At 73.8% G+C, this 13,474-nt stretch carries 13 protein-coding genes; 2 read left to right on the top strand and 11 right to left on the bottom strand.

The window, feature by feature from the left end; genetic code table 11:
* Nucleotides 1–215: 215 nt before the first annotated feature.
* A complete protein-coding gene (locus OEIGOIKO_RS39230; protein ID WP_174857272.1) occupies nucleotides 216–353 on the bottom strand; it encodes a hypothetical protein in 138 nt (45 codons plus the stop codon).
* Between the two features lie 401 nt (nucleotides 354–754).
* Complete coding sequence (locus OEIGOIKO_RS39225; protein ID WP_125059550.1) at nucleotides 755–1,327, bottom strand: rhodanese-like domain-containing protein; 573 nt, start codon at nucleotides 1,325–1,327, stop codon at nucleotides 755–757.
* A 153-nt stretch (nucleotides 1,328–1,480) separates the two neighbouring features.
* Here OEIGOIKO_RS39225 and OEIGOIKO_RS39220 point away from each other — a divergent pair, with 153 nt between their 5' ends.
* Entirely contained in the window at nucleotides 1,481–1,759 is a 279-nt protein-coding gene (locus OEIGOIKO_RS39220) for a metal-sensitive transcriptional regulator (RefSeq protein WP_031005777.1), read from the top strand.
* Between the two features lie 103 nt (nucleotides 1,760–1,862).
* Here the strand turns inward: OEIGOIKO_RS39220 and OEIGOIKO_RS39215 are convergent, their stop codons facing one another.
* Together OEIGOIKO_RS39215 and OEIGOIKO_RS39210 are read right to left on the bottom strand one after the other, a co-directional pair.
* On the bottom strand, nucleotides 1,863–2,609 hold the full coding sequence (locus OEIGOIKO_RS39215; protein WP_125058044.1) for a sulfite exporter TauE/SafE family protein: 747 nt from the start codon (nucleotides 2,607–2,609) through the stop codon (nucleotides 1,863–1,865).
* A gap of 70 nt (nucleotides 2,610–2,679) precedes the next feature.
* Complete coding sequence (locus OEIGOIKO_RS39210; RefSeq protein WP_125058043.1) at nucleotides 2,680–4,044, bottom strand: MBL fold metallo-hydrolase; 1,365 nt, start codon at nucleotides 4,042–4,044, stop codon at nucleotides 2,680–2,682.
* A 395-nt stretch (nucleotides 4,045–4,439) separates the two neighbouring features.
* Here OEIGOIKO_RS39210 and OEIGOIKO_RS39205 point away from each other — a divergent pair, with 395 nt between their 5' ends.
* Nucleotides 4,440–5,063, top strand: a complete 624-nt coding sequence (locus tag OEIGOIKO_RS39205) for a GOLPH3/VPS74 family protein (RefSeq protein WP_125058042.1) — start codon at nucleotides 4,440–4,442, stop codon at nucleotides 5,061–5,063.
* Nucleotides 5,064–5,150: 87 nt separating this feature from the next.
* Here OEIGOIKO_RS39205 and OEIGOIKO_RS39200 read toward each other — a convergent pair whose 3' ends face one another.
* The 7 genes from OEIGOIKO_RS39200 to OEIGOIKO_RS39170 form a co-directional block, all read right to left on the bottom strand.
* Complete coding sequence (locus tag OEIGOIKO_RS39200; RefSeq protein WP_170251981.1) at nucleotides 5,151–6,494, bottom strand: TolB-like translocation protein; 1,344 nt, start codon at nucleotides 6,492–6,494, stop codon at nucleotides 5,151–5,153.
* Between the two features lie 162 nt (nucleotides 6,495–6,656).
* Nucleotides 6,657–7,550: a DUF4190 domain-containing protein gene (locus OEIGOIKO_RS39195; protein ID WP_125058040.1), complete on the bottom strand. Its 894-nt coding sequence runs from the start codon at nucleotides 7,548–7,550 to the stop codon at nucleotides 6,657–6,659.
* A 138-nt stretch (nucleotides 7,551–7,688) separates the two neighbouring features.
* Entirely contained in the window at nucleotides 7,689–8,732 is a 1,044-nt protein-coding gene (locus OEIGOIKO_RS39190) for a hypothetical protein (protein WP_246177860.1), read from the bottom strand.
* Between the two features lie 169 nt (nucleotides 8,733–8,901).
* Nucleotides 8,902–10,554, bottom strand: coding sequence for a M48 family metallopeptidase (locus OEIGOIKO_RS39185; protein ID WP_125058039.1), 1,653 nt, complete (start codon nucleotides 10,552–10,554; stop codon nucleotides 8,902–8,904).
* A gap of 559 nt (nucleotides 10,555–11,113) precedes the next feature.
* Nucleotides 11,114–11,872: an ANTAR domain-containing protein gene (locus OEIGOIKO_RS39180; protein WP_125058038.1), complete on the bottom strand. Its 759-nt coding sequence runs from the start codon at nucleotides 11,870–11,872 to the stop codon at nucleotides 11,114–11,116.
* 121 nt (nucleotides 11,873–11,993) lie between these two features.
* Entirely contained in the window at nucleotides 11,994–12,671 is a 678-nt protein-coding gene (locus OEIGOIKO_RS39175) for an ANTAR domain-containing protein (RefSeq protein WP_125058037.1), read from the bottom strand.
* 137 nt (nucleotides 12,672–12,808) lie between these two features.
* The gene (locus OEIGOIKO_RS39170) at nucleotides 12,809–13,387 is read right to left on the bottom strand and encodes a DUF2690 domain-containing protein (RefSeq protein ID WP_125058036.1); all 579 of its coding nucleotides are present in this window, start codon (nucleotides 13,385–13,387) and stop codon (nucleotides 12,809–12,811) included.
* Between the last annotated feature and the right edge of the window lie 87 nt (nucleotides 13,388–13,474).

Raw genomic sequence — 13,474 nt, 5'->3', positions numbered from 1 at the left:
ACCCCGTGGCCGCAGGCGCGGCGCGTTCCCGCGACTTCCGCGCTTTCCGCGTCGGTCTGGACCGATCGGCGTGCCATGATTCGAGGGTCGGCAGCCCTCACTTTGCGGTCCGTGAAGTATGGGGTCAACTGCACCCAGTTGGACGAGCACTTGGTCCGCGCGCGTCCAACTGGCTGTTTTCCGCGCCCCGGACGCCGGACCGGCACGGACCGCCGTCAGGCATTCCCGCCGAAGAAGGCGGCGCGCTTCTCCACAGCCTGACCGAAGATTTCACAGCCGTCCCGGTACGAGCCGAAGTCGCCGGGCATACTGCCGACGACCTGCAGCAGCTGGGTCAGCAGCAGCTCCGCCAAGTGGAACGCGCCGAAAGCGAATGCGGCTCCGGGACCGAAGAGGGGAGCCGGTTCGGGGAGTCGGGCGCGAGCTCCACCGAATTCGCCGGGCGAGGGGGTGCACACCTGCCAGGGAACTGCACCCCCGTGCCTCGTCTTCGACCGTCACACCCGTCACTTCCCCGTACAAGGGGACGCTTCCGTCCCCGGATCGCACTCTCCGGGGATACATGTGGCCGACCTTCCCGGCACGCCGTTTCTGCGAAACTCGTACCGTGACCAGAACACTCACAGAAAAGAGCTGAGTGAATGCGGCGGGAGGCAGCCGCTCTGCTCAAGGATTTCTCCCGGATTTCCGAGGAGCACCGGAACTATGTGCGGTCGGCCTTTTTCGGCCCGGCCGTGCGGGCGGCGCCGCCCGGTCAGCGGCCGAGGGCCGCGAAGGTGGCTTCGAGGTCGGTGGCGCGGGGCTGGTTGTGCGGAAGCCTGGCCAGCAGGGCCGCCATGCCGCAGGTGTCGGTCGCGGCGGAGAAGACCAGGCCGCAGCCGATCGCGGCGGACAGCCAGCGGGCGTGCCGGTAGCGGGCACCGAAGGCGAGTCCGGCCACGACGAGGGAGCCGGCGGCCAGGCGGACCTGGCGTTCCATGGGCCAGGCGGTCTTGCCGCCGGTGTCGTCGCCGCGCTCCACCGGATGGCCCTGTGCGGCCCAGGCGGCGGTGCCGCCGGTGAGGGTGGCGGCGGGGATGCCCGCGGCGGCGAGCTGTTCACAGGCGGTGGCGGAGCGGTTGCCGGAAGCGCAGACCATCAGCAGTTCGCCGCGGGCGGCTGCCGCCTCCATGACGGGGACGGCCCTCGCGAGGTGGTCGAGGGGGATGTTGTGGGCACCGGGCAGGTGGCCCGCGGCGTATTCGCCGGGGGTGCGGACGTCGACGACGGTGTAGGCGCTCAGCCGGCCGGCCACCTCGGCGGGACGGACGGCGGCCTGGGTGATCATGTGCATGGGGTTCCTTTTCGTTGCGTCCCCCGGGCCCCGGGGAAGCGGGCCCCGACGGACTAGAATACCCGCGGGGGTATCCGGAGAGCCCGGAGCCGCACCGGGGACTCCCGGGGTGTCCCCGGGACGCGGGTCTGCCGCGGAGGAGGAAATGTGGAGCTGGAGATGGCGGCCGACGAGCTGAAGAGCGTGCTCAACCGGCTGCGACGGGCACAGGGACAGATCGCCGGAATCATCAAGATGATCGAGGACGGCCGCGACTGCGAGGACGTCATCACGCAGCTCGCCGCGGTCTCCCGCGCGCTGGACCGGGCCGGGTTCGCGATCATCGCGACGGGCCTGCAGCACTGCATGGCCGACGGGGAGCAGGCCGGCGGCGACCGGGAGCAGATGCGGGCGCGGCTGGAGAAGCTGTTCCTCTCGCTGGCCTGAGAGGGCCGGACGCCTGCTCGCCCGAGGCGTCCGGCCGCGCGGCGGCCCGAGACGTCCGTCCGTTCACCGGCCCGAGACGTCCGTCGCCGCCCCGCCGGACGCGTCATGTCACGGCCTCCACGAGCATGAAGGCCGCCACCGCCAGCAGGGCGAACGCGAACAGGCGCTGCAGACGGGGCCCCGAGACCTTCCCGGCGAGGCGCTTGCCGTCCCAGGCCCCGAGGACGGCGGCCGCGGTGAACGGGCCGACGACCGCCCAGTCCAGGGCACCGGCCGCCCCGAAGCGGGTGGCCAGTGAGGCCAGTGAGTTGACGGAGATGACCAGCAGGCTGGTGCCGACGGCTGCCCGCATCTCGAAGGCCAGCACCGTGACCAGGGCCGGTACGGCGAGGAAACCGCCTCCCACGCCGAGCAGCCCGGTCAGGGCGCCGAGCCCCGCGCCGGCCCCCGCGGCCCGCCCCTTGCGTACCTCGCGGTCCCCCTCCACCGCGGCCGCGGGGCGCAGCATCCTGATTGCGGCGAGGGCGGCGACGCCCGCGAAGGCGAGGGTGAGGGCCGCCTGCGGAAGGCGGGCGGCGGCCGCTCCGGCGAGGGCCGCGGGCAGCACACCGGCGGCGGCGAAGGCCGCGCCCGCCTTCCACCGCACGTGACCGGCCCGCGCATGTGCGTACAGCGCGGTCAGGGAGGTGGCGGTGACGATGAGCAGGCTCGCGGTGGTGGCCTCGGCAGGAGTGAAACCGAGCAGGTAGATCAGCGCCGGTACGGCCAGGACGCTGCCACCGCCGCCGAGCGCGCCGAGCGCCAGGCCGACCACGCCGCCCGCCACCAGGGCCAGGACCAGTGCGCTCATGCTGCCGGGCCACCCCGTCCGCACACGCCGGCGACCGGCGGGACGGGAGCGACGGGACCGGGAACGGGCATCAGGAGCCGGCCACGGTCAGGCCGGCGTCGGCCGCGGCGTCGAAACCGTCGTCGACGGCGACGACCTGCCGCCCCACCGCGTCCAGGAGGGAGGCGGCGATCGCCGCGCGCATGCCCCCGGCACAGTGCACCCACACGACGCCCGGCGGTATCTCGCCGATCCGGCCGTGCAGCTCGTGGACGGGGATGTGCACCGAGCCTTCGACGTATCCGCCGGCGCGTTCCGAGGCGCGGCGCACGTCGAGCACCACGACCTCCGCGCCGCGCTCACGGGTGGCGGCGAGGTCGGCGAAGGCGGCGCGCGGGAACGAGGCGAGTTCCTCGCCGTCGCGTATCCAGCCGGCCGGGTCACCGGTGGCGGCTGCGGCCGGGCGGTCGATGCCGACCCGGGCCAGCTCCCGCTGGGCGGCGGCGATCTGCTCCGGCGTCGTGGCGAGCAGGGTGACCGGCTTGCCCCACGGGATCAGCCAGGCCAGGTAGGTCGCGAGCTTGCCGTCCCCTTCGAAGTTGAACGATCCGGCCACGTGTCCGGCGGCGAAGGCGACGCGGCTGCGCAGGTCCACCACCCACTCCCCCGCGGCCAGCCGCTCGGCGATCCGCCGGGCGTCGGCGGGCTCGGGCGGGGTCAGGTCGACGGGAGCCGGGCCCGCGGCGTTGGCGGGGCCCATGTGGGCGTAGTAGGCGGGTACGTCCTCCAGGCCGGCGAGGGTGCGGGCGACGAAGGTGTCCACGTCCAGCGTGAGCGCGTCGTTGGCCGTGCGTTCCTTGCCGATCGTGGTGGTGTCGCCCGCGGCCTGCGAGGAGGAGCAGAAGCTGCCGAATCCGTGGGTGGGCAGCACCGGGACCTCGTCGTCGAGCTCGTCGGCGAGGCGGTGGGCGGAGGCGTGCTGGGCGCGGGCCAACCGCTCGGTCAGCCGCGGCTCGACCAGGTCCGGGCGGCCGACCGTGCCGATCAGCAGCGATCCGCCGGTGAAGGCCGCCACCGCCCGGCCGTCGTCCTCCAGCGCGTACGAGGTGTGGTGCGGGGTGTGGCCGGGGGTGGCGATCGCGCGCAGCACCAGGCCCTCGTCCACCGCGACCGTGTCGCCGTCGGCGACGGCCGTGCGGGCGAACGACACGCTCGCCGCGGCCGGGACCAGGTAGGCGGCGCCGGTGACGCGGGCCAGCTCCAGGCCGCCGGTGACGTAGTCGTTGTGGAGGTGGGTCTCCGCGACGTACGCGATCCGCACCCCGCGCCGCGCCGCGGCGGCGATCACCTGGTCGATGTCGCGCGGCGGGTCGATCACGACCGCGGCACCGCCGCCACCGGCCAGGTAGCTGCGGTTGCCCAGACCCTCGAACGTCAGGGTGTCGACGAAGAACACAGTGGTGCCTCCTCCATGGAACGGGAGTGACGGGTGTGGAGCATGTACCCCCGGGGGTATCTGTCATCCACCTTAACAGGGATACCCAGGGGGGTATTCCAAGGTGCTGGGACTCCGGGGATTCCGGCGGCCCCCGGGGACCGGAACCCCTGCGTCCGACAGCGCCCCACTGCGACGGGTACCCGGTGGGGTATCGGGGAATCCGGCCGGGCCCGGGGCGTCGGCGCGCGCGGTCCCGCCGCGGGAGCACGGACCGGGCTACAGTCGAAGTCGGTCAACTCCGCGCGGGGCACCGCCCGTTGCCGTCCTTGGTTCCCACTCCGCCCCGCCCCCGGCCACTCACCGCCGTACCGCTGCGGGTACCCCTGACGTGCCCCTGACACGGAGCCTTCGTCATGACCACCACACCGCGGGACCTCCAGATCGTCGCCGTGCTCGTCTCCAGGGACCCGGCCGCGCCCCGAACGGTGGATCCGGGTGATCTCTCCCTCGCCCTGGCGGGAGCCGAAGTGATCGACCTGTTGCGCGCCGGGATCCTCACCCTGGACGGCGACCGCATCGTTCCCGCCGACCGCGACCGGAGGGCACCGGCCGACCGCCTGCTGGACGCGGCGGCGACGACACTCGCGCGGCAGACGCCCCACGAGTCGGTCGAGGACTGGCTGTGGCGCCGGGGCCGCGGCCTGTCGGCGGTCTACCGGGCCGCCCTGACGCAAGAGGGGACCCTGACCCGCGAGCGCCGTCGGCTTCCGTTCCTCAAGGGCCGGACGACGGTGGCCGCCTCGTCCGCCCGCAGCCACGCGGCCGGCCGCTGGGCATCGGGCGAACCCGTCCTCGCCGCCCTCGCGGCGGCGGCCGGAATCCGCGAAGCGCCGGCCGACGATTCCCTGGGCGGGACCGACGACGCGGTCGTGACCGTCCTCGCCGCCGTCAACGAGGCGGTGGTGGAGCTGGAGGGCGTACGGCAGCGACGCTCCGTCGAGCAGGCGGCCTTCGACAACATCTGGCGAGGCGTGTGACGGGAGGGGACGGTGCGGCGTGGGCCCGACGGACGGAGGCGGACGGTCCGGCCCCGCAGACCGCCCGCGCCGCCGCCCACCGCCCCCTCAGCGCAGGCGCCGTACGAAGATGTCCGTCGCGCCGTTGGTGTCGCCCCGCACCAGGTCGTCACCGGCACCGGCGAAGGCGACCAGCCGGCCCCCGCGGCCGGAGGACACCCCGAAGGAGGCCTCGGCGGAGGGCCCGCCGTCGGGCGTCGAGCTGAGGCGGGTGACCCGCCCGGTCCGCAGGTCGCGTGCGAAGACGTCCCAGGTGCCGTTGGTGTCGTCCGGGGCCAGGTCGGGGGCGTTGGTGGTGAAGTAGGTGGTCCGGTTGTCCGCGCTGAGCCCGCCGCCGGTCACGCTGCCCGTCGGGGGGCCGCCGTCGGGACGGGCCGCCAGTCGCGCGTAGGAGCCGGTGCGCAGGTCACGGGAGTACGAGCCCCACATGCCCGGCCGGTCCCCGGGCAGTACCGCGTCGCCGGTGTCGAACTGGAGGTACCGGCCGTCCGGGGAGAACCGCAGCCCGTACTGGACTTTCGCCGGTATGCCGGACTGGTTGTACGCGCCCGCCCGGGTCTCACCGGTGCGCCGGTCGTGCACCCCGAAGGAGACGTAAGGAGGCTGCGGCCTGACGATGCCGGGCGCGCCCTGGGGCCAGGGGAAGAGATTCCTCGCCTCGGTGGTGAAGGCGACCTGCCGTCCGTCGGCGCTGATGACCGGGTCGGAGGAGGGCGCGGTGCCCTGCGTCCCGTCACTGGCCGCACTGACCAGTTCGGTGCTGCCCTTCCGGAGGTCCCGGACGAAGACGTCCGCCTGCGCGTTGATGTCCCCTGGCACCAGGTCGGCGCGCAGCGAGGTGAAGGCGAGGTGGTGCCCGTCGGCGCTGATCGAGGGCGCGAAACTGCGTCCGGCGGCCGGGTCGCCGTCGTGCCGGGTGACCAGTTCGGTGGCGCCCTTCCGGCGGTCGCGGACGAAGACGTCCATGCCGTCACCGCGGTCGCGCGGGTCGAGCGTCTTCGACGGCGAGTCGAAGGCGACGAACCGTCCGTCGGCGCTCACGGAATGGGTGTAGCCGGGCTCGTACCCCGGTGAGCCGTCCGGATTCGCGCTGACGAGATCGACGCGCCCGGTACGGAGGTCCTTGGCGTACAGCTGGATGCCGGTGCCCTCGGGGGTGCCCGGTACGAGATTGCGGGCCCGGCTGGTGAAGACGAGGACGCGGCCGTCTGCGCTCAGTACCGGGCCGGAGGAGTCGCCGTCGGCCTGTTCCCCGGTGGCGCTGACGCTGACCCGCTGGAGGGCCCCGTACGGACCGGCCGGTGCGGGGCCCGCCCCGTGCGCGGATACCGCGGGCAGCGTCGTGGCGCAGGCTCCCGCCAGCACCGCCAGAACTGCGGTCCGTCGACGCACGGTTCCTCCCCTGGCCCACGGGCACCGAACGGAGCCGTAGATAGCCAACCGGTCCGGCGTCGCACCGGCAACGGAGGAACCGGCCATCCGCAGGTCCGCGACGACGCGCGGCGGCCCGCAACCCCGGTGACGGCTCACGGGGGTTGCGGGCCGCCGCCCGGATCACTTCCCCGTCAGTCCGGTGGGGCCGCTCCAGTAGGTCCGCTCCCACCGCTTGGCGTCGGGAGTGAACTCGACCTCCATGCGGTCGGCGGCGTCCGGCGGCAGCGAGAACGCGTACTTGCCGACGACCTCCCGGCCGGGCAGGACGTACCCCTTGAGGACCTTCTGCCGCCCGCTGCCGTCGATCACCAGCTCCGTCGAGGCGCCGTCGGCGTCGTTGACCGAGGGCAGTCCCGTCTCGATCTCGACCCGCTCGGTCCCGGTGTTGACCACCTTGATCGTCACCTGGACCGCCTTGTTGCCCTTGGCGTGTCCCAGGACGTAGCCGTCCGGTACGAACGGCTGCGGCTCGGCGACCGTCACCTTCAGACCGTCCCCGAAGGTGTACGAACCGCCGAACGACGGGTGCCGCGCCTTCCTCTCGGCCTCGGCGGACTCCTTCGCCTTCTCGATCCGGGCACGCGCGTCGTCGTTCGCCTTGTGCACCACGGTGGCGAGGAAGAACCCGCCGGCGATCGCGCCCAGCAGCCCGGCCACGCCCAGCAGCACACCGGCCAGCGCCATGCCCTTGCCCCGCGCCCGGCCCTTGCGTACCAGGCCGAGCCCGACGGCGCCGAAGATCACGGCCAGCAGCGCCGGCAGCCAGGACATCCAGAACAGGACGAGGGGCAGGGCGAGTACGACGCCGAGGACACCGAGGACCAGCGCCGTGACGGCCATGCCGTTGCCGGGCCGCGGCGCGGGCGGCAGGCCCGTCGGGGGCAGACCGGTCGGAGGCGGGCCCCACGGGGCGGGGGCCGGCCCGTGGCCGGGGGGCGGCGGGCGCCACGGGTCGCGGTCGTCCGGCGTCGGAGCGGCGGGCTGCTCACCGTCGGGCGGAGTGGATACGGTCACGCACAGTCCTCGTAAAGGGTCGAAACGGACAAGCTGTTGACCTTATCAGTCAGTCGGACAGCATCAGTCAGGCAGGCAGACGGCGGTCGGCCGCCCCCTGTCCAGCGTTCGAGGGCCTGCCGTTCCCAGCAGTGCCGCTCACGACCCGTTCACCGCACCCCGCAGCGCCTTGGTGCGGTAGCGGCAGTAGGTCTTGGCCGGGGAGGGGCGGTAGCTCCACGGCAGCGCGCCCACGTATCCGTCCACCGCGCGGAACTGTTCCAGGGCCGCCTCGTGACGGTCCTGCTTCGTCAGGAAGTACGCCAGCAGGTGCCTGACCTCCGCCACCCGGCGGTCGTCCGGCCGCGCCGCGCCGACGTCCCGCAGCGCGTCGTCGGTCATCCCCAGGACATCGGGCCAGCCGTACGCCTCCGACGGCGCCTCGTCGTCGTGTTCGAACCAGGCGATGAGGCGCAGCACCGTCAGCAGGCTGCCGGGCGGGGCGGTCGCCGCGGCCTGTCCCGCGAAGTCGCGGGCGGTCTCGGCGGAACCGCGCCACTTCGCGCACCAGTACTGGAGTGCGCGCACGTGCCCTTCGAAGTGGTGCGGGGCGCGGGTGGTGACCTCGTTCCACAGGTCGAGCATCATCGCGTGCGAGGCGCCCAGGCCCATGTACAGGGGGATCTTCTTGACGTACGGGGTGGGGTCGCCGGGCAGCGCCAGGGCCTCCGCCCGTTCGAACGCCTCCCTGGCTTCCCGCAGCACCCGGTGGAATCCGGCGAACTGCTCGGCGGTGGTGTGCTCGGCGGTGTACGCGCCCCGGATCTTCCAGGCCAGCGTCACCTGCGCGGAGGCCCGGACCACGGCCGCGTCCGGGTCGTCGGGGCGCTCCGCCTCCCAGGCCCGCAGCCAGGTGTCGTCCTCGGCCGCCCGGTCGGCGACGACGCCGACCAGGTGGGAGCGGTGTTCCCAGTCGGTGCCCGCCGCACTGATCATCTTGGCGGCGGTCTGCCACTCGCCCCGGACGAGGGCCTCCGTCACGGCGTCCGCCTCGGGGTCGGCGCAAGGCCGTTCCGTGTCCTGGCGGTTCGGCGGCAGCAGCTCCGTACCGGCCGCCGCGGCGAGCTTGGTGGTACGCCTTCTCTTCCACAGCCAGGTGCAGACCGTGACGGTGAGGATGATGAGGGGAAGAATCCCGTGCATGGGTGCGATTGATCCGATCGAAGGTGTGCTCGCCGGGCGGCCTCGGTGGCTGCCGGCGTGGGGAGTGGTCAGTGACGGGTGACGTGATGAGTGGTCGGTGGCGGGTGCTACGTGATCCTGGGCGGGTGCCGCGTGGCGTCGGCCGGAGCCGGAGCCGCCCCGCGTCCGGTCAGCCGGCGAGGAGGCCGCGCAGCGGTCCGGTGTCGGGGTCGTCCGCGACGGCCGCCCGTACCGCCGCCGCCAGTTCCTCCTCGACGTCCCGCTCCCCCGGCAGCCGGAGCCGGGGCCCGGCGGCCCAGGACGGTTCCCAGCGCGCCCCGGCCGCCTCCACGAGGGCGAGTTCCGCGAGGTTGCGCGCCCCCTCCTCCAGGTCCGGGCGCAGGAATTCACGTGCTGCCCGGCCGCTGGCACGGGCCGCCTCCGGAGACTTGGGCAGGTGCCGGGCGACCCACCACAGCCGTCCCGCGTCGACGGCGTCCAGCAGGGCCGCCAGGTCCTCCGCCGCGCTGCCCGGTGTGATGCCGAAGGCCGCCATCGCCGTCCGCAACGGCCGCGCGTCCGCTTCCGTCAGCGTGTGCACGGCCCGGTGCGTCAGGTCCGGCCAGTCGGTGCGTTCCATGACCAGCGCCTCGGGCGTGAGGACGGTGCCCTCCACCTCGACCAGCACCCGCTCCGCATCGCGCAGCAGGGCCAGCGCGGGCCGCGCCGGGGACGCGGCCGGGCCGTCGTCGGGCAGTGCCTCGATCAGCCGGATCCGTTCGGCCACCGGCGGGTGCGAGTCGTACGGGGTGGGCTCGCCGGACGGCGGTTCCCCGCGCAACTCCGCCAAGTCGGCCCGCAGCTCGGGATCGTCGAGCAACTGCCGTACGCCGCCGACGACCTCGCCGTGCGGCGGGAGCAGGCCCGCCCGGGCGCCCAGGCCGACGTACCGGCCCACGTAGACGTCGTGGACGACGTCCAGGACCGCGGTCTCCCGCAGCGCCGCGACCGTGGCGTCCCGGCCTGCGACCCGGGCCGCCACCCGGTCCGCGGCGAGTTCCTGCTGCCGGCCCACGCTCTGCGTGGCCCGCAGGTAGAACCGCGCGTACGCCTGGAACGGCCTCGCCACCACCCCGTACAGCAACGGCCCGGCGATCCTCCCGAGTCCGCTCCGGACCGCCCGGACCGCGACCGCGGCCGTGCTCCCGCGCCGCTCGGCCCCTGCCTCGGCGGCGGCTGTCCGGCCCCCGTCCCGACCGGGCTTCCTCCGGTCGCCCCGCGTCCGCCCGGGTGCCTGGAGTCCCGCCACCGTCCGCAGCACGCTGTCGCGGCCGCGCAGGGTGATGCCGGCGAGCCGGGTGTCCGCGTTGCCGTAGTGGCCGAGTTCGTGGGCGATGACCGAGTGCAGCTGGGGTTCGCTGAGGCCGATCAGCAGCGGTACACCCAGGTACAGGCTGCGCCGGCCGGGCAGCAGGCCCAGCAGCCGGGTGCGTTCATGCACGGCCGCGTTCACCTCTTCGGTGAGGAGCAGCCTGTCGGGCGCCCGGGTGCCGGTGCGTCCGGCCAGCGAGCGGACGGCGTGCCACAGCTCGGGCTGTCCGGCCTCGGTGACCGCGAGCCCGTGCTTGCCGTCCCCGTCGCCCGTACCGAGCGTGCAGACGCCCCGCAGAATCGGCAGGCCCACCAGGACGGCGAGCACGGTCGCCGTGACCGCGCCGCCGGTCGGCGCCCAGGCCCAGGCCGCCAGTGCGGCGCCGGTGAGCGCGCAGAGTACGGCGAGGGCGAGGACGTAGAAGCCGGCCAGCAGGAACAGTGCGCGCAGGGCGCGCAGAGTGGTGCCCACAGGGCAGAGTCCCCCCACAAACAGAAAAACGGAGCGAGAGGATCATAAGTGCGACATGGTCATGACCTGAACCGATTTCGCGGTCACCGAACGGGCCCCGGCCGCTCACCGGGCGGGCCGGCAGCCGGGGGCCGACCGCGACCGCAGTCCTACGGCCCGGCGGCGGGCCGCCGGGACACCGTGCGGCAGGCCGAGCGTCCGACGGCGATCACCCGGCTCCTCCCCGGCTCGCTCCCCGACCACCCCACAGAAGTTCCTCCGAGCCCTCCCCCTCACGAGAAGTGCGCGCCGCCGCAGCGCTCCCCGGCCTCGTCCACCGCCCCGCGGGTTTCGACCGTCTTGAGCTGCCGGACGACCTGACGGCTCACGTCGTGGACCTGCTGCCCGTACGGCCGCGGGCGTCACCGCCGTCCAGGTTCTGGGCGCGGTCGACGTGCTGATGGACGCCGAGCCGTACGCCGACGACCGCAACCCGGGCCAGGCCCGGGTCCCCGCCGATGACGCCGCCGCCCTCCGTCTCACCCGCAGTGTCGAACCCGACGGCAAGGACGAGACCGTCTCACTCGGCCGGCGCGTCCTCGGCCGGGTGGTGCGGGCCGGCCGGCGGCCGGGGCAGGTCTCCGGTGTCGATGGCTCGCTGCGCGACGGTGGACAGCAGCAGGCCGTGCCGTCGGGCATGGTCACGCAAGAGGTCGAAGGCGTCTCCGAGCGAGACGTCACGGTACGCGGCGAGGTAGCCCTTGGCCTGTTCGATGAGGATGCGGCCGTGCAGGGCGCCGTGCAGCTGTTCGTTGATGGTGCCGGTGTCGGTGTGCCGGAGGGTACGGGCGTGGATCAGACCGATGGTGGCCGCGTCGGCGAACGCCTGCGCCATCGCGAGGTCGTCCAGCGGCACCGGGCTGTCGGTGGCCCGCAGGAGCAGCAGACTGCCGAGGGTCTCCCGGCGCAGCCGCAGCGGGACGGCGCAGGCATAGGTGTAACCGGCGCCCCGGGCCTGCGTGGCGAAGGCCGCCCAGGCGGCGGGAGCTCGGGAGAGGTCGCCGGGGGCGACGGGCTCGGCGGTGCGGTAGGCGTCCAGGGCAGGGCCTTCGCGCAGCGCCAGGTCCAGCACCTTGGACAGGGCCGGGCTGGGGTCGCAGGGCGCGGGGCTGTACATCTGCGGCCCCGGGTAGGCCAGTACGACCGCGGCGTCGGTGACGGCGAAGATGTCCCGGCAGCGAGCGGTCAGCTGCTGCAGGAAGTCGATGACGTCGAAGTCCGCGACAAGGGTGTCGGCGAGTTCGACGAAGGTCTGGGCGATCTTGCCCTCTCTGCTCATGTCCCTGCTCCTCGGTACGCGGGTGCGGGCACGGCAGGCCCGTGCCGGGCGGCGGTGTCATGACGGCAGGTCCCGGAGGACGCCGCGGACAGTCGTGGCGGTGACGGACGTCGCGTGGTGGTCATGGCGGCAGGTCCTGGAGGATGTCGCGGGCGGTCTCGGTGAGGGGCCGGCCGGAGGCGAACGCCCGGGCCCGCAGCCGGACCAGCGCCTCCTCCAGCGGTACGCCGAGCCGGCAACTGAGCACGCCGGTGGCCTGGTGCACCTCGACCCAGTGCAGGTCGACCGCGCCCGCGGCACCCGGCCCGTCGTGGGGCATGGCCTCCCCGGTGTCCGGCCGCCAGGTCAGCAGCCGGCCGGCCAGCGCGTCGGCCACCCGCAGCCCGTCCGCCGCCTGCCCCGCGGACAGCGGCCCCGGCGTCCTGCGGTATCCGGTCAGCGCACCGAACCGGGCGCCGCCGGTCCGTACCGGCCACACGAACACCGCCCGTACGCCCAGTGACTGTGCCTCGACGACGAAGTGCGGCCACCGTTCACCCGCGCCCGCGCCCAGATCCGGTACCTGGTAGGGCACCTCGCTGAAGTCCGTCGTCACGCCGGGGCCCTCCCCCAGGGTGAACTGCGCGTCCTCCAGCCGCGCGCTGATGTCGTCGCTGAACCACACCAGTTCCGCGCCCCACCGCAAGGAGACCGCGATGCCCTCCAGCCCCAGCGCGTGCGCGCACCGCACCGCCCAACTCCGGTGTTCCCCGGAGTCGACGGCCAGCTCCAGACCGACCAGCAGTTCCTGCACAGACACCCGGTGCTCCATCACTGAGCCTTCCGCGCCGAAGGGCGGACCGGCACCGAAGACGGCCGTGTTCCGTAGCTGAAGGCTACTCTCCACGGCCCCCTCGGGAGCCGGTACAGGAGGAGCGGTTCCCCTCTGCCGAGGCATTACTTCCAGGCGGTGGCGTCCGTCACGACAATGCAGTACTTGCTCCACCTGCCGGTACGTGAAGCGGAGATCGTCGGCTCCGCGCAGGCGGTGGCCCGAAACGTTTCGCCCACCGACACCATCGGCGTGTACTGGTCCTTGCCGTACTCGACGACGGCGCTGCGGGCCGAGCCGCCTTCCACCCGGACGGTCACCACGTCCCCCACTTCCGCGCTGGTGATCCGCCCCCACACGACGCCGCAGCGCTTGCTGCGCCGCACCTGCAGCGAGACCGGGTTGTCCGCCGGCGGGAGCCAGGTGACCGCATCGGCGGAGCACCCCTCCTTCTGCGGGTCCTTCCCGTCGCATCCGGCTCCCGGGCAGGTGGCCGGTGCAGGTGCCGGCGGGGAGAGCCAGTCCTGCAACGCACCGGTCAGCAGGACCGGCACCACCCCGCCCACCACGGCCGCCGCGACCGCCACCAGGAGCGCGTGCGTACTGTGGTCACGCAGCCAGCGCCACACCCGGCGCAGCCGCGACCGGCTCTCCGTGCCGGCATCCTCGGCCTCGCCCGCTGCCTCGCCCTCGGAATTGCTCACCCTGCCTCCCGGAGCCCCCCGCTGCCTCACCAGCGTCGGCGGCCCCGCGGCGCGCGGTAAGAATGATTCACGCCTCGTCCGAATCCG

The sequence above is a fragment of the Streptomyces paromomycinus genome (assembly GCF_003865155.1).
GTDB classification, from domain to species: domain Bacteria; phylum Actinomycetota; class Actinomycetes; order Streptomycetales; family Streptomycetaceae; genus Streptomyces; species Streptomyces chrestomyceticus.
The sequence above is the reverse complement of the archived record's forward strand: the minus strand, read 5'-3'. Positions and strand labels throughout refer to the sequence as shown.